Below are 15,567 nucleotides of genomic sequence, written 5' to 3'. Positions count from 1 at the left end.
GGACAGCGGCGTCGGCCACCCGGCCGTCCACCGCCGCCAGCGCCGAGAAGGGCGGGTTCATCAGCACCACCGTCGGCCGGACCGCGGCATTGAGATGGTCATGGATATTGGCCGCGTCGAAGCGGGCCACCGGGACGCCGGGGAACAGGCGCTCCAGCAGGGCGGCGCGGGTGTCCGCCAACTCGTTGAGGGCGAGACCCGCCCCCACCTGCTCGGCAAAGACGGCGAGCAGGCCGGTGCCGGCGGAGGGCTCCAGCACCCGGTCGGCCGGGGTGAGCGCGGCGGCGGCGGCCACCACGCCGGCCAGCGGCAGCGGGGTGGAGAACTGCTGCCGGGCCTGGCTCTCTTCGGAGCGGCGGGTCTGGCTGGGCAGCAGCGCCGCCACCCGTTCCAGCATGGCCAGAAACGTCGCCGGGCTGGCGGCGCGGGTCTGCATTGCCGGGCCAAAGCGGCGCAGGAACAGCACCTGCGCCGCCTCGGCGGCGTCGTACGCCAGCTTCCAGCTCCAGGCGCCCTCGGCGTCGGAGCCGCCGAACGCCGCGGTCATCGCGGCGCGCAGCGTGCCGGCGTCGAGGACACGACCGCGTTCGAGGCCGGGCCGCAGCCGTTCCGCGGCGGCGAGCAGGGCCGCCGCGCTGTTCACCGGGGCCGGAGGACGGGGGGTGTCGGTTTGGAGGTCGGCGGTCAGGGTCATGGCGGAGGGTCCGGGAGAGCGGGGGGCCAGCGGCCGGCGGACGCTCTCTCGATCCGCTCCGGCTCACCCCGCCCCCGCCGCCCTCGCCCTCTACCCGCCGGGATCGAACGGTGGGTCGTAAAGCTCGTAGGGATTGCCGTCGGCCAGGTGCCCGAAGGGGGTGAGCACCACTTGGCCGCCGTCCCGAACGACGGCGCACAGAATGAAGCGGGCCGCGCCGGTGCGGGCGTCGGTGCCCTGCACCAGCGCCAGATCGCCGGCGGTCGCGGCGCGCAGCAGCGTGTTGAAGTTCGTCTTCGCGTGATCGGGGATCGCCATGGCGGGTCTCCGGAAGGATGCGGGCCGGAGCGGAGCGGCCGGAGCCGCTCCGCGGTGTGCGCCTCACGCGGCGGCCGCTTCGGTGCGGTCCGCGTCGTCCCCGGCGTCCGGGCTCTCCCCGGCGCCGGTCAGGAAGGCCGGCAGGGGGGTGCCGCCACCGTCCGGTTCCACGGCGGCGGCGTTGGTCTCACCGCCGGCCCCGCCGGAGGCGCTCGCGTCCAGCGGCCGGCGCAGCGGTTCGGGCAGCCAGCCGCTCCCGGCCAGCAGCCGCTCGGCTTCCCTGGCCATGTCCGGCTTGCGCAGGTGGTCGATCAGCTGTGCCGCTTCAGGCCCGCGCGCCTCGCGCACCGCCTCCAGGATGCGCGCCTTCGGCACCCGGCCGAGGTAGCTGTCCACCGTCGCCGTCCAGCCGGCCGCCGCCATGTCGAGGCCGACCGCCTCGGCCAGCACGTCGGCGTGGGCGGCGCGCTGCGGCGCGCGGTTCCAGGGCTCGTGGACGGCGTTGAGGCCGAAGGAGACGCAGTGGGCGAGCAGGGCCGCCCGGCTGTCGCCGTCGAACCCCGCCAGCGCTTCCCACAGGGCCTCCGGCTCCTCCGGCAGCTGGCAGCTCCAGGCGCGCTGGCGGGCGTCGATCGCCCGGGCCGCGGCGCTGGCGGCGAGGTCGGGCGGCTGCACCCCGAAGCCGGCGCTCCTCACCTCCAGCTCCAGGCACGACGCGCCGGGGCGCTGGGTGAAGGTGCGCAGGCACAGCGCGTGCAGCGCCGCCAGGAAGGCGGTGTCGGGGTCGTTGGCCAGCGCGTCGCGCAGCGCCAGCGTGCGGTGCACGCTCAGCTCGATCAGCAGCCGCTCGGGCAGCGGCCGCGGCCCCTCGTCCTCCTCCGGCGTCGCCGGCCCGGCGTCCGGCACCGGAGCCGACACGCTGGCAGCGCCCGTGATGGCGGCCGGCTGGGCGGCCACCGCCCCACCACCGCCGGCCGGGTCGGCGGGCGTCTCCGCGCCGCCGGTCGGCACCACCGGCTCGACCGGTGCCTCGTCCTCCGGCCGCACGTAGCCGCGGTCGACCTGGAGCCGGCCCTCGGCGTCGACACTGACGAACACCCCGGCCCGCGCCACCTCGGCGCTCTCGTAGACCAGCGGCCGCTCCTCCAGCCCCCGCAGCTCCAGGTCGATCGCGCCCAGACGCCGCGCCGCCGCTTCCAGCTCCTCCGCTTCCGCCGGCTCGCTCGCCTCCAGCCGCTCGTACTCGGCGTGCAGCGCATCATAGGTTGCCTGCTCCGCCTCGCTCAGCGGCACCGGCTCGCCGGCCAGACGGCGCAGCCCCCGGCTGTGGCCGTAGGGAAAGGCCAGCGCCACCTCCACCCACCTCCAGCCCTCCGCCTGCACCGTGGCCGCCTCGGCCTCCAGCTTCTCGGCGACCAGCCGGTCGAGCAGCGCCGGGTCCTGCAGCCAGCCGCCGTCGTCGTGCTGGAAGAGGTCGCGCATCACCGCTCCGCCGGCCGCCTCGTAGGCTTCCACGCCGACGAACAGCGCCCGCTTGTCCGACGCCCGCACCGCGCCTTCGGTGAGCAGCCGGCGGATCTGGTAGGGCTCGTGGCTGTAGGCGCGCGACAGCGCCTCCCACACCTGCTCCTGGCGGGCGTGGTCGCCGCTGACGGTGAAGGCCATCAGCTGGTCCAGCGTCATGCGGTCCTCGGCGTAGGCGTCGAGCAGCGCCGGTGCGACGGCGGCCAGCTTCAGGCGCTGCCTCACCACGGCGGGGGCGACGAAGAAGCGGGCGGCGATCTCCTCCTCGCCCAGCCCGGCCCCGCGCAGGGTCTGGAAGGCGCGGAACTGGTCGAGCGGGTGCAAGGGGGCGCGCTGGACGTTCTCGGCCAGCGAGTCCTCCTCGGCGCTGCCGGCGGTGCGCACGACGCAGGGCACCGGCTGCGTCCTGCTCATGCGCTTCTGCTTGACCAGCAGCTCCAGCGCCCGGAAGCGGCGGCCGCCGACCGGCACCTCGAAGACACCGGTCTCGGCGCCCTCGGCGTCGAACACCGGGCGGACGGCGAGGCTGTGCAGCAGGGTGCGCCGGGCGATGTCCTCGGCGAGCTCCTCGATGGAGACGCCGGCCTTGACCGTGCGGACGTTGGCCTGTGACAGCACCAGCCTGTTGAAGGGAATGTCGCGCGAGGCGTTGAGGACGATCCTGGACGTGGCCATGGTGGGGTTCTCCGCGACGGGCGGCCGGGAGCCTCTCTCCCGACCTCCTTCACCCGTCACCCGATCCCCCGCCCTCCTCTGCCTCTGCCCCAGGCGCGGCTCCGCAACCGGCCGGCGCTTCCCATCCTGCCCGAACGGCCGCTTGCCGGAGAGCCCCGCCACGCGCATCATCCCGGCCAGGTTCGGCGGAACCGTTCGGGGAGGGTTCTGGTGTTCATGGTCGACGAGGCGATGGCCGCAGCGGTGCGCCGGGCTTTCGACGAACGGGGCGAATGGCCGGTGGTGGCGGAACTGCGGCGCCACGTGTGCATCGACGACAACGCCGAGGCCCTGCGGGTGGTGCGGACCATCGCCTCATGGCGCCGCTCTCCGGAAGCGTCCGAGCGGCCGCCCGCCTGAACGTCCGGTCTCACCACGCTGCCGGGACGGACCGCCTCACCCACGCCGTGCGCCGACGATCAGGGGGACCGGGAGCTGCACACCGCACAGGCCCTCGCATTCTTTGGGCCAGAGATCGAGCTGGCCGCGGTCGGCATCGGTCGCCAGATCCGCCTCGTCGAGCGGCACGGCCGAGCGGTGGAGATGGACCTCGCCGCGGATGCCGCGAAAACCGGTGCGGATGGCCCGGTCCACCGCCACGGCGTCGGCCCGGGCGTCGGGATCGCCGTCGCGCAGCCGCGCCAGTGGGCCGTCGGAGTGGAAGGGGCAGCCGATGCAGGCGCTGCGGGGTGGCTCCGGATAGCCGTGCCGGGCCAGCCAAAGCAGGCAGTCGCGCCGCGTCATCCGGCGCTCGACCAGCGGCCAGCGGTTGACCTGCCAGCCCGCGACCGACGGCTTCACGCGCGCCGCCTCCTCGAGCGAAATCCCCAGCCACTCCTCTGCCATCGCAACCGTGGGCGAGCGCCGGCCGGCGATCCCGGCCAATTCGCGCACCTTGCGGCGGATCGGCACAACCTTGCAGTCGCCGGTGCGCTGTCTGCGGATCATGCCAATGGCGACGCGGCCGGCCGGCAGGACGCGCGTGCCGACGACGACCGTCCCGCCCTGGCCGTCTTCGCCGACGAGCGGGACCACGGTCCCGGGTGGGGTGACGGTGCGGGTGTCGGCGGGGATGGACGCCCGGTGTTGCCCCCGCGCCCCGGCCAGGAGGTCGGCCCGAAGATCGCCGGCCGAGACGACGTGGACCGGAATGGGCAGCACCCCCGGCGCCATCAGCCAGGCGAGGTGGGGGTAGACGACCTGCGGCTTCCAGCCGGTGTCGGCGAAAACGGCACAGTCGGGCATCGGGCCGATGATGCCGTGCGCCGCCATCAGGGCCAGGGTGGTGGACTGGACGCCGGCGCCGAGACTGGGGACGCGCAGCCGGATCGTCCCCGCCGCCGGCTCGGGCGGCTGGCACCGTGAGGAGAGCGCGCCCATCACACGGACTCCCGCTCGTCACCGGCCGCGGGGGCGGCTTCGGGCAGGGAGCCGAGGAGGTAGTCGGCCGCCTTGCTGGCTTGGCTGGCGGCGCGGACGATGGCGTGATCGTCCGCGCGAAGGACGTCCAACCACGCACCGAGGTAATCGGCGTGGCGGACGGTGGGGACGATGCCGAGCGCCGCGCAGAGAAAGGCGGCCGAAATTTCGGCAATCAGTTCCTCGAAGGCGTACTTGCGGGAGCCGAAAGACCCGGACAGATCCCTGTTCAGCCGTTCCGGGTGACCGCTGCTGTGGCTCAGCTCATGGAGAGCCGTTCTGTGCCAGTTGACGGGCTCGAAGAAGGCCTGCGGCGGCGGCACCTGCACGTAGTCGTGCCGGGGGCTGTAGAAGGCCCGGGTGCCGCCGATGCGGACATCCACATCGCTGGCGCGGATCAGCGCCTCGGCCCGCGGCAGGATCAGCCCCTCCGGGATTGGCGGCGGCGCCACGGCGATGCTGTCGGGCAGGTCCTCGCATTGGTCGCAGTTGAAGACCGTGAAGCGCTTCAGGAAGGGGACTGACTGGGGTTCGTCCCCGGTGTCCCGCGCGCGCCGGCGCTCGTCGTCGGAAATGAAACGGTCGGCGTAGACGACGGTGGTGCCGCGCTCACCCTTGCGGACGTGGCCGCCCAGAGCCAAAGCCTGACGGAAGGTGAGCCAGCCCTGGCCGGAGAAGCCGCGGGCGACGACGGCGCCCCACAGGATGAGCACGTTCACGCCGGTGTAGGCGCGTCCGGTGGCGGCGTTGCGGGGCAGGCCGAGCGGGGCGGAAGTGGCCGGGGTTCCCCAGGGCTGGACCCAGGGCAGCCGGCCGGCCTCCAGTTCGGCGATGATGCGGGCGGTGATCTCGGCATAGAGGTTGCTCCGGTCGGCGCCGGAGCGGACGGTTGGCGCGGTGTCGGGCATGGCGGGTCTCCGCGACGGGCCGGCCGGAAGCCTCTCTTCCAACCCCGAAGCCCGTCACCGAGAGCCCGCCCCGTCTCTCCCTCTTCCCCACTCGACGGCGAGGACGGATGACCGCTCGCCGCCGGCTTCCTGCGTCCGTCCGTGGTCGGCACGTGGCCGCCTCACCATGCGATCAGAAGGAATGCGAGAGCCGATCCCACGAAGCGTGATCCCCACCCGTGAGAGCGGGCTCACCAGCAATCACCCGGCACTCCGGATCCCGCGTCCCGGCGACGGGATCTCGGGCGGCTGGGTCGGTGATCGGCCCGGCTGAAAGCGGCTGGTCGCTACGCGGCGGCCACCTTGCCGAAGCGGACGTCAGCGCCGTCCACCTCCATGCGGTGCAGGACACAGGGAAGCTTGCACGCCTGACCGAACTTGCGGACGTGCTGACGCGCGACGCGCAAGGGTAGGGAGGCTGACGAGGTGGGTGGCCGGACTGCCGAGGTGCCCACGGTGGGCGGGCATACGCGGCTGTTATGCATGGACGGGGCCGACAAGGCGGCCAACTGTATGGAGTCGGCGGCAGAGCTGCCAACGCCGGGCGACCACGTGTGGTGGCAGGGGCGCCATACCCGCTGGATGCCGCAGGATTGCCGCTTCACCGAATGGCCGCACGCTCGCGTCGGCTATCGCTTCGATCCGCAGCGCTGCCCCGGCGTCGGCCCGCCGGCCCGAGGCTGCCCGCGGACCCGGCCGAGCTGCGCACCACTCCGGCGATCCAGGCCGCCGCCGCGTGGCGGGCAGAGCAACGGCGCGAGGCGCCACGTTGGTGAGCGAGGCATGGACACGCCGCGCTGTGCGGGCATCGTGTGCCTGGAGCGCGCCGCCTTCGCCGGGCAGTTTGGAAGGCTGGCGGCAGAAGAGGAGGAGGGCGGGGCGTGACGCACGGCCACGCCCCGCCAGGGATCAGGACTCGCCCAGCCGCCGCCGGATCTCGGCTATGCGGGTGTCGAGGGCGGCCCGCTGTCGCTCCAAGCGCCGCAACTCGCGGCGCAGCAGCATCTCCGCCGCCGTCTCGTCGGGCTTGGCGCTGCTCGCCCTTTTGAATTCGCTCACCGCCTCGCGTTGCGTCGCCGGTGTGATGAGGCCGGCCCGGAACGCTTCCTCGCGCAGCGGCTCGGGCAGCGTGGAGATCTCGTAGACGGTGGAGTAGGAGGGCGGCAGCAAGGCGATGCGCTCAGGGGCGCGCAGGGCCTCGTCGCGGATGAAGCGGGCCGCCGCCATGAGCTTGTGGGCGACGCCGCGCTTGAAGGGCAGGGTGGCCTCCACCCAGGCGATCCACTCGCCGCCTTCCAGTTTCAAGCGCTCCTGGGCGTCGATCAGCAGTTCGCCGATTTCGACGAACCGGCGCTCGTTCTCGAACCACAGCCGGCTGATCTCATCGCGGAACTGTTCGGCCGTGGTGAGCATGACGCGTGCCCGGTCGATGGCCTCCACGCGCGTGTCGGTGCGCAGCTGGCCCTTGGTGAGCTTGAACGGGGCCGCCTTGGTCGTCATGCCATCCCCGCTCGGCTGGAGAGATACTTCCACACGGCCGTCATGTCCTCAGCGCTTTTGAGCCCGGTCACTTCCATGACGCCGAGGCCGCGTTCGCCGGCCCGGTGCACTTCCGTGAGATCGGGAATCTCGACCGGGCAGACGTCGGCGCCCAATGCAGCGAGGCGGCGCCGGGTGGTGGCGGTATCGGAAACGCGCGGCTTGACGCGCGACAGCACGGTGACCACCGGTTTGCGCAGCGGTGCCAGGAAGTCGAGCAGCTTTTCGGTTGAGCTGCGGTCTTTCTGATTGGGTTGGCAGGGCACCACGACGATGTCGGCGGCCAGGGCCAGCAGCTTGTAGGCGGCCGGATAGGCCTCGATACCAGGCGGCGTGTCGATCACCAGGACCTCGCACGGCTCGTCTGGCGTCAGAGCGTCGGTGATGGCCTGCGCAGCCGCACGCACGGCTTCCGGCCCCTCGATTTCGGCGGCGGCGAGCGCCTCGTGCATGCCTTTGAGCGGGCGGGCGTACATGCCCACCGGCGTGGCCTCGTCCGGACGGGCTTGCCACCATTCCGCCAGCTGAGCCTGAGCGTCGGTGTCGTAGCCAGCCGTGGGATGCCCCGCGAGCGCCGCAGCGACAAGGAGGTTCTGTGCCAGCGTGGTCTTGCCCGACCCGCCCTTAAGGTTGGTGATCAGGAAGCGTTTCGGCGCCGGCGACGGCGCAAGCGGCTGCATCGTGTTTCACCCGTGAGACATGGCCGGTGATGTTTCACCCGTGAGACACGAGCGCGCGAAAAAATGCCGCCGGTGTGTCTCACGGTGAGACGGTGGAGAGCATACACACCGAAAGAGGTAGCCGCCAGTGGCAATGCACCGGAGTATAGCGCGACACGCGCCGTGCGCGCGGTCGTTAGCAGGTGATCAGACCGATCCTGAAGATCTTCGAGAGCAGAAGGCCGATGGGTCGGGCCGGGGTGATATGGGAGATCCGTGTGACGCGGCTTGACGTGGCACCGAGCCGCAGCCGTTCGGGCGCCTGCCGTGTGACGAAGCGGCGGACATGCCGGGATGTCGGTCTGTTCGTGCTATCCACCGCTGGCGTCGGCCGCGCAACCCGCTGGTCAGCATGATGCTGCACCAGGGCGGCTCGCAGCACGAACAGGTGCCCGGCCAGTTCTGGGGGGATGCCGGGGGGCTGACATCACTCCAGACCTCTCGAACCACATCGGGGACGATGTGGTCGGATTCCGTGTTGCTGGCGTCGATCGCTTTGATTTGTCGCCGACCGTGACACGGTACCAAGCGGAGAGCGTGCCGGTGGTGCCGGTCCCAAAACTTGGCACGAAGGGCTTCTGGCACAGGTCGGGGTGGTGTGCGGTGGGGGGCGTCACAAGAGTACGAGGCAACGTGTCACCAAAGTACGCGCTGGCCCGTCACAAGAGTACGCGCCCCAACGCGGCCGATCAGATCAGCAGCCGCGCGGTGCGCCCAAGAATGGGGGGGCGGGACGGGTGCAGGACGAGCCCGGTGTCGTCCACCTCGACCTTGGCGTCTGGGTAGACCGCCAGGGCCTCCCGCAATGGTTCGAGGAAGCGGGCCTTGAATTGCCGGAGCTGAGCATAGCCGCCGCCGAACTGCTGGTAGAGCGCGGCCCAGGTGACGGGCGTCGGGCGCTCCAAGGAGTGCAGCCGGTAGGCAAGCCAGATGTAGGCGTCGATGGCGGTGGAGTTGTTGGCGATCTGCCGCAGCGCCGGCTCGGCGACCGGCACCGGATGGTCGCGCAAGGCGGTGAAGAAGGAGTCGCTGAGCCGGACGGTGTCGACCCACAGCCGCATCTGCTGGTCTTCCTCGTCCTGTTCGTAGAGCTGTATTCCGCCCCTGACGATGCTGTCCTTCTGGAACCGGGCGCTGCCGCGGTCGTGCCAGATAAAGGTGAGGTTGCATGCGGAGATGCGGTTGGCCTGATCCCGGACGTCCCGATACTGCTTGCCGCCGCCGGACACGCCCATGCGTCCCATCCATTCACGCATGGAGGCGCCCAGCTCGACCTCAGGACTGTTGGTCTGGATGGCCCGGGTCTGCAGGTAGAGGATGATGAGGCGCGCGCGCGAGCCATAGGGTACGCCGTAGAGCTGTGTGGCACCGTCGCGACTGGGCAGCACGCCGGGTTCAACCACGAGCCGCACCTGGTGTCCCTGGCGTTCCCAGCGCTGATCGTCGGGAAGCTTTCGATGGGGCAGGGCGGTGAGGCAGAATCCACTGTAGGTGATGCCAAGGGTTGGATTCTCGATGGCGAGCATGGCGGCGGCCATATCGACGAGGTGACGTTCCTCGGCGGGCACCAACCGGCGGGCTTCGTCACGGCCATGCTGCCGGACGAGATCATGAATCTCGGCCATGCTTTCCTCTCTGTGTGCCGGCACCATGCCGTGCTCGCGCGGTCAGAGGCAACACGTACTTTTGTGACGGGGCTAATTGAAGAAGTTATTTGGTATCTACTACTTGCTTCGTCGCAAGAGTACGCGGGATAACCCGAGTCGCGTCGAGTCGCGCGTCACAAGAGTACGCTGGCGGTGTCACAAGAATACGGGGGATAAACCGGTTGGCATGTTTGCCATTTCCTTGGTGGATGGCGAATCGGTGGACCGTCACAAGAGTACGCAGGGAGCCAAGGGCGGAGGGCCGTGATGCTGTCACAAGAGTACGCGCTGGCGTGCCGCGGGGGCAGGGTGGGGGGTGTCACAAGAGTACGAGGCGGCGGCGTCACAAGAGTACGTGGGCTGGCCGGCCGGGGCGGAGCAACGCCGCAGCCCCGGTGCAGGAGGTGAAGACATAAGGGATCCCATGTGGCCCGGCGCTGGCGGAATCGGTGACGGGCGTCACAAGAGTACGAGTCGCGGGCCGACGCTGCCGGAGTCCGGGGCGTCACAAGAGTACGTATCGATGAGTCGGCCGCCGTCAGAGCCCCTGCCGGACGCGGGCAACCCATCGGCCCGCTTCATTGGCGTTGCGGGGGGCAACCCGCGGCCGCTGGCGCGCCGGGCGGGACCGGGTGGCACTGGAGCGGGTGCGGCAGGCCGTGGGGGAGGGTGGCGATGGAATTGCAAGCGGCGCTGGTGCGCGAGCGCAAGGCATGCCGGCGTCGCTCGGATCATCGTGAGAACCCCGCTGCGGTGGACGGCGGCGGCTGGGAAGCGGCTGCCTGCAGCCGCCAGCCATGGCAGACAAACAACCTTTACCACAGTCCACTCCTGGTTGCTATAATGTAGGTTGCCATGATAACCTTCAGCAAGATGGCGTGACACGGCCGCTCGTTGAAGGTTATGCCCCTATGCGCCGCGAAGACCTGTGCCATGACGTTCGCCAGCGGCTCGTCCGCCTGCCCGAACCGCACCACGCGCACTACGGTGTCGTGCCGCTGCCGCCACCGGAAGACGCGGTGCCGCTGGGCTCGGTGCTGGCGCGCAGCGAGGCCGCCAACCAAGCCCTCGCCCGCGTCGACGCACTGGCGGCCGGCCTGCGCGACCCGTACCTGCTGAGCCGCGTGCTGACGCGGCGTGAGGCGGTGTCGAGCGCCGGCATCGAGGGCACCAATTCGACCCTCGACGAACTGCTCGTCGTCGAAGAGACGGACGACGGAGGCGCGACGGCGGCGGCCGTGCAGGTGCGGGATTACGCCAGGGCGCTCGACCGGCTGATTCCCTGCGCGCAGACGCAGCGGACGGCGATCTTCACGCTCGACCTGGTGCGGCATCTGCACCGCTCCGTGATGACGGGGGACGCTGCGTACAAGGACGTGCCCGGTGACCTCCGCCGGGTGGTGGTGTGGATCGGTGGTGCGGGAATCGCGTATTCGACCTTCAACCCGCCGCCGCCCGCCGCGGTGCCGGCGTGCCTCGATCAGAACCTCGAATACCTGCGGAACGAGGGGATGCAGGCCATGACGCAGGGCATCCTGACCCGCATGGCGATCGGGCACGCCCATTTCGAAGCCGTGCACCCGTTCCGCGACGGCAATGGCCGCGTCGGCCGCTTGCTGCTGCCGCTGATGATGGCGGCCGAGGGGCGCGTGCCGCTCTATCTCAGCCCGTACATCGAGGCACACAAGCAGGCGTACTATGACGCCCTCAAGGCTGCGCAGCAGCGTCTCGAGTGGCACGTGCTGGTCGGCTTCCTGGCCGACGCGGTGGTGGCGACGGTGGACGAACTCATGGAGACGCGCCGCGCCTTGGCGGAGCTCCGTGACATCTGGCTGCGGCGCCGGACGTTCCGCGGCGGCTCGGCGGCGCTGCGCGCCCTCGACCTGCTGCCGCACTACCCGGTGATCACCGTCAACCGGCTGGCCAAGGAACTCGGCGTGACGTTCCGCGCGGCCGACACGGCGGTTCAGCTGCTGGAGCGGGCCGGCATCCTGACGGAGCGGACCGGCTACCGGCGCAACCGGCTGTTCACCGCGACCGAGGTGCTCACGGTGATCAACCGGCCCTTCGGCGCCGAGCCGGCGCTGCCCGGCTCCGGTTCGGAGACCGACTGACGGGTGTTGAAAACGCAACGCGAAGAGACAGGGGCGGCCATGCCCGGCACCGAGGGCCGGTGCCGGTTGCGCAGCATCGTGGGCCGAAGGCCAAGCGTGTGAGGCAACACAGCACGTCGCCGTCCAGACCCACACGGCCTCCGGCACCGTGCGCCTCAGCCACCCGATGCCAGTCCCGTGAGCATTCACGCCGCGTCGGCGCGCGACGATCAGCGCGGCGCCAATGGCTGGCGTGCGCCGGCGGATCAGAGGGGCGATGATCGCAATGGGGGCTGGTCTCGCGACCGGAGGGCCGAACGCATGAAATGATACCAAACTTGTGCATGACTTCCGTAGCCGAAGGGTGTTGGTGGGGTGGCGCGCCGGTGGTGGAGGGTGTCAGGGCACGTTCATTCCTGGAATCGTGAACGTTCATCGGTGGATTGGGCAATGTGGACCGTCGAAAGGTGGATTCCGTGGCCCGCACGCTCCCCTGCCACCACCGCATAAAGCCGCTGGAACGCTGGCTTTGATGGTGCTGTCGGGGTGATCGCGCAAGGGCCGTTGCTGGCCATTCCGGCCTTTCCTCGGCCTGTTCAGACGGCGTGTACAGACGGACAAACAATGGCTTGGGGCGTGGTGCAGAGTGTGCGTCCATGCTTATCCGGGTGGATGAAGCGTACCGCGTTTCTGTACACTGGGCCGGCCGGACGCACTCGCGCACGGCTTTCTCCAGTCCGGTGTCCCGGCCGGCCCAACATCCCGCTGTTCGGAGCCCTCCGCCCATGGCCCTCGTCGGCTACGCCCGCGTCTCCACCGAAGACCAGACCACCGACCCGCAGATCATGGCCCTGCAGCAGGCCGGCTGCGCGACGATCTTCAAGGAGCACGCCTCCGGCGGCGACCGCTCCCGCCCGCAGCTCGCCAAGGCGCTGGCCAGCCTGTGCAAGGGCGACACGCTGGTGGTCGCCCGCATCGACCGCCTGGCCCGCTCGCTCGCCCACCTCCTGGAGGTGATCGACGGGCTGGACAAGCGCGGCATCGGCTTCCGCTCGCTCGGCGACCCGATCGACACCACCAGCCCGCAGGGGCGGTTCACGCTGCAGATCCTCGGCGCCGTGGCGGAGTTCGAACGCGCGCTGATCCGGGAGCGCTCGAAGGCCGGGCTGAAGGCGGCCGTCGCCAAGGGGAAAAAGCCCGGCAACCCCGGCCTGCGCCGGCGCGATCCGGATGCGCTGCGGAAGGTCGCCGCCGCCCGCGAAGCCCGGCTGGACGAGAAGGTGATCGCGCGGGCGCCGGAGTTCCTGCTCACCGTCGAGGCGCTTCGCCCGGCTGCCTCCTGGGACACGGTGGTGCGGGCGCTGGACACCGCCGGCAAGGTGCGGCCCTGGGACGGCAAGCCGTGGACGCGCAACAGCCTGATCCGGGCGGTGCGGCGGCTCGCCGGCGACGGGCTGGTCCGCGCCACCGTGCTCGACGCCGCACCGAAAAAGGTGGACAGCAACGACCTGGTGCTGATGGTCGCCGGCATCGCCCGCACCGAACCCGGCCTGACCCTCGACGGCATCGCCCGGCGTCTCCAGGCGATGGGGCAGCGCACACCGCGAGGCGGGCTGCGGTGGAGCCGGTCGTCGGTGAAGCACCTCCTGGACAGGGCCAGGGAGGAGGGGCTGATCCGTGATGCGGGAGCCCCTGCCGCGTGAGTGCCCATGGCTTGAACCAGATGGCCTGAACCAGACCGATTGTGTCGTTCGTCGCTCGACAGAGACGCGTCCCGCCTAATTCTCGCCAAGGGCTTATCTCATGATCCTTCTGGCTCACACCGCGGGCGGGGAGGCTGCTCTACACACCTCCCCGCAGTGGCCACGCTTCAGCTTGGCACCACCAGGATGTCGGTGGCGCTGAGCATGGTGACGTTCAGCGTGGCGAGCGCCACCGCCGCCCCGGCGCCCGACCCATCGGCGTCGAACGACAGCACCCCGGTCGTGGTGTTGAAGACGAACCAGTCGTCACCGTCCGCCGCCGCGTCCAGCGTGAAGTTGGACGCCGACAGCGCCCCCGCCGGCACGCTGCCGAAGTTTGGCCCCACCACCGCGATGCGGTCCTCCCCCGCCGTGAAGTCGGTCACCGTGTCGCCGCCCTCGGCCGGTGCAACGATCACGAACAGGTCGCTGCCCGCCCCGCCCGTCAGCGTGTCCGCCCCGGCGCCGCCGTTCAGCACGTTGTCCGCGCCGTTGCCGGTCAGCGTGTTGTCCAGGCCGTTGCCGGTGCCGTCCACCGCCGCCGTGCCCTCCAGCACCAGCCCCTCGACCTCGCCGCCCAGCGTGTAGGTCAGCGCCGTGCGCACCGTGTCGCTGCCGCCGCCGGCCGTCTCGCTCACCACGTCGCCGGCATCGTCCACCACATAGGTGTCGCCGCCGCCGCCGCCGGCCATGGTGTCGGCGCCCGCCTCGCCGTCCAGCACGTTGGCGGCCCCGTTGCCGGTCAGCGTGTTGGCCTGCGCGTTGCCGGTCCCGTCGATGGCGGCGGTGCCGGTCAGCGTCAGGTTCTCCACCTCCGCTGACAGCGCATAGCTGGCCGTGCTCTGCACCGCGTCGATGCCTTCGCCGGCCAGTTCGGTGACCACCTCGACGCTGCTGTCCACGATGTACAGGTCGTCGCCCGCCCCGCCCTCCAGCGTGTCGTCACCCGCCGCCCCGCTCAGCGTGTCGTTGCCGTCCAGCCCCTGAAGGAGGTTGGCGGCACCGTTGCCGATCAGGATGTTGGCCTCGGCGTTGCCGGTGCCGTTCACCGCCGCGCTGCCGGTCAGCGTCAGGTGCTCGAACTCCGCCGCCAGCGTCCAGCCAACCGTGCTGCTCACCGTGTCGGTGCCCTCGCCGGCCAGTTCGACCAGCACGTCACCGGCGTTGTCGACGCTGTACAGGTCGTTGCCGGTGCCGCCGACCAGCGTGTCGCCGCCGCCGCCGCCGTTCAGCGTGTCGTTGCCGCCATAGCCCTCCAGCCGGTTGGCGGCGCCGTTGCCGCTCATCACGTTGTTGGCGGCGTTGCCAAAGCCGTCGATGGCGGCCGATCCGGTCAGCGTCAGGTTCTCCAGCGTGGCGCCCAGCGTGTGGGTGATGGAGCTGCGCACCCGGTCGATGCCTTCCCCGGCGTTCTCGGTGACCACGTCGCCGACGTCGTCCACCTGATAGACGTCGTTGCCCAGGCCGCCGGTCATCACGTCGGCGCCCGCACCGCCGCTCAGCGTGTCGTTGCCCGCGTCGCCGACCAGCGTGTCGGCCGCCGCCCCGGCGACGATCAGGTTGTTGCCGGCGTTGCCGGTCAGCGCCGCCGGTCCGGTGCCGGTGTAGGTCAGGGTCTCCACGTTCGCGGCCAGCGTGTAGGTGTTCAGCGCCGTGCGCACCTCGTCGGTGCCGCTGCCCGTGCCGGTGCCCTCCACCACCGCGTCGGCGGCGTCGGCGACCAGATACACGTCGTTGCCGCCCCCGCCGGCCAGCGTGTCCGCCCCCGCACCGCCGTCCAGCGTGTCGGCGCCCGCCGCACCGCTGATCACGTTGTTGCCGGCGTTGCCGGTCAGCGCCCCGGCGGCGGAACCGGTGTAGGTCAGGTTCTCGACCTCGGCGCCCAGCGTGTAGGCGGTGAGCGTGGTGCGCACCTCGTCGGTGCCCTGGCCCGCGGCCTCGGCGACCACGTCGCCGGCATCGTCCACCGCGTAGACGTCGTCGCCCGCACCGCCGCTCAGCGTGTCGGCGCCGGCCGCACCGTCCAGCGTGTCGGCGCCAATACCGCCGGTGATGACGTTGGCCGAGGCGTTGCCCGTACCCGCAAAGGCGCCGGTGCCGACGAAGGTGAGGTTTTCGACGTGCTCGTCCAGGGTGTAGCTGTTGGCGGTGACGCGGGCCTCGTCGGTGCCGCCGCCGGCCGCCTCGCCGATGCGGTCGCCGCTGTCGTCGA

Annotated in this window: 11 protein-coding genes and 1 pseudogene; 3 read left to right on the top strand and 9 right to left on the bottom strand. The window is 71.0% G+C overall.

What is annotated here, in order from left to right; all coding sequences use genetic code 11:
• The 3 genes and pseudogenes from VED21_RS18005 to VED21_RS17995 all read right to left on the bottom strand — a co-directional run.
• A pseudogene (locus VED21_RS18005) lies at positions 1–694 on the bottom strand (methylase); the annotation flags it as partial.
• A 90-nt stretch (positions 695–784) separates the two neighbouring features.
• The gene (locus VED21_RS18000) at positions 785–1,012 is read right to left on the bottom strand and encodes a DUF6117 family protein (protein ID WP_324884497.1); all 228 of its coding nucleotides are present in this window, start codon (positions 1,010–1,012) and stop codon (positions 785–787) included.
• 63 nt (positions 1,013–1,075) lie between these two features.
• Positions 1,076–3,211, bottom strand: a complete 2,136-nt coding sequence (locus tag VED21_RS17995) for a ParB/RepB/Spo0J family partition protein (protein WP_324884495.1) — start codon at positions 3,209–3,211, stop codon at positions 1,076–1,078.
• Positions 3,212–3,421: 210 nt separating this feature from the next.
• Here VED21_RS17995 and VED21_RS17990 point away from each other — a divergent pair, with 210 nt between their 5' ends.
• Entirely contained in the window at positions 3,422–3,610 is a 189-nt protein-coding gene (locus VED21_RS17990) for a hypothetical protein (protein ID WP_414638237.1), read from the top strand.
• A 36-nt stretch (positions 3,611–3,646) separates the two neighbouring features.
• Here the strand turns inward: VED21_RS17990 and VED21_RS17985 are convergent, their stop codons facing one another.
• From VED21_RS17985 to VED21_RS17965, 5 genes are all read right to left on the bottom strand, one after another.
• Positions 3,647–4,630, bottom strand: a complete 984-nt coding sequence (locus VED21_RS17985; protein ID WP_324884493.1) for a hypothetical protein — start codon at positions 4,628–4,630, stop codon at positions 3,647–3,649.
• Entirely contained in the window at positions 4,630–5,577 is a 948-nt protein-coding gene (locus tag VED21_RS17980) for an ArdC family protein (RefSeq protein ID WP_324884491.1), read from the bottom strand. The genes VED21_RS17985 and VED21_RS17980 overlap by 1 nt, the downstream gene beginning before the upstream one ends.
• A gap of 948 nt (positions 5,578–6,525) precedes the next feature.
• Entirely contained in the window at positions 6,526–7,116 is a 591-nt protein-coding gene (locus tag VED21_RS17975; RefSeq protein WP_324884489.1) for a hypothetical protein, read from the bottom strand.
• On the bottom strand, positions 7,113–7,835 hold the full coding sequence (locus VED21_RS17970; protein ID WP_324884487.1) for a ParA family protein: 723 nt from the start codon (positions 7,833–7,835) through the stop codon (positions 7,113–7,115). Before VED21_RS17970 ends, VED21_RS17975 begins: the two co-directional genes overlap by 4 nt.
• 728 nt (positions 7,836–8,563) lie before the next feature.
• Positions 8,564–9,499, bottom strand: coding sequence for a replication protein RepA (locus tag VED21_RS17965; RefSeq protein ID WP_324884485.1), 936 nt, complete (start codon positions 9,497–9,499; stop codon positions 8,564–8,566).
• A 932-nt stretch (positions 9,500–10,431) separates the two neighbouring features.
• Between VED21_RS17965 and VED21_RS17960 the strand changes: the two genes are divergently transcribed.
• Together VED21_RS17960 and VED21_RS17955 are read left to right on the top strand one after the other, a co-directional pair.
• Positions 10,432–11,634: a Fic family protein gene (locus VED21_RS17960; RefSeq protein WP_324884483.1), complete on the top strand. Its 1,203-nt coding sequence runs from the start codon at positions 10,432–10,434 to the stop codon at positions 11,632–11,634.
• A gap of 764 nt (positions 11,635–12,398) precedes the next feature.
• The gene (locus VED21_RS17955; protein WP_324884481.1) at positions 12,399–13,316 is read left to right on the top strand and encodes a recombinase family protein; all 918 of its coding nucleotides are present in this window, start codon (positions 12,399–12,401) and stop codon (positions 13,314–13,316) included.
• Between the two features lie 167 nt (positions 13,317–13,483).
• On the opposite strand, the gene VED21_RS17950 is transcribed toward VED21_RS17955, so the two are convergent.
• On the bottom strand, positions 13,484–15,567 hold a 2,084-nt coding region (locus VED21_RS17950; protein WP_324884479.1), incomplete at its 5' end, for a calcium-binding protein.

Source organism: Azospirillum sp. (genome assembly GCF_035627195.1).
Lineage (GTDB): Bacteria > Pseudomonadota > Alphaproteobacteria > Azospirillales > Azospirillaceae > Azospirillum.
The sequence above is the reverse complement of the archived record's forward strand: the minus strand, read 5'-3'. Positions and strand labels throughout refer to the sequence as shown.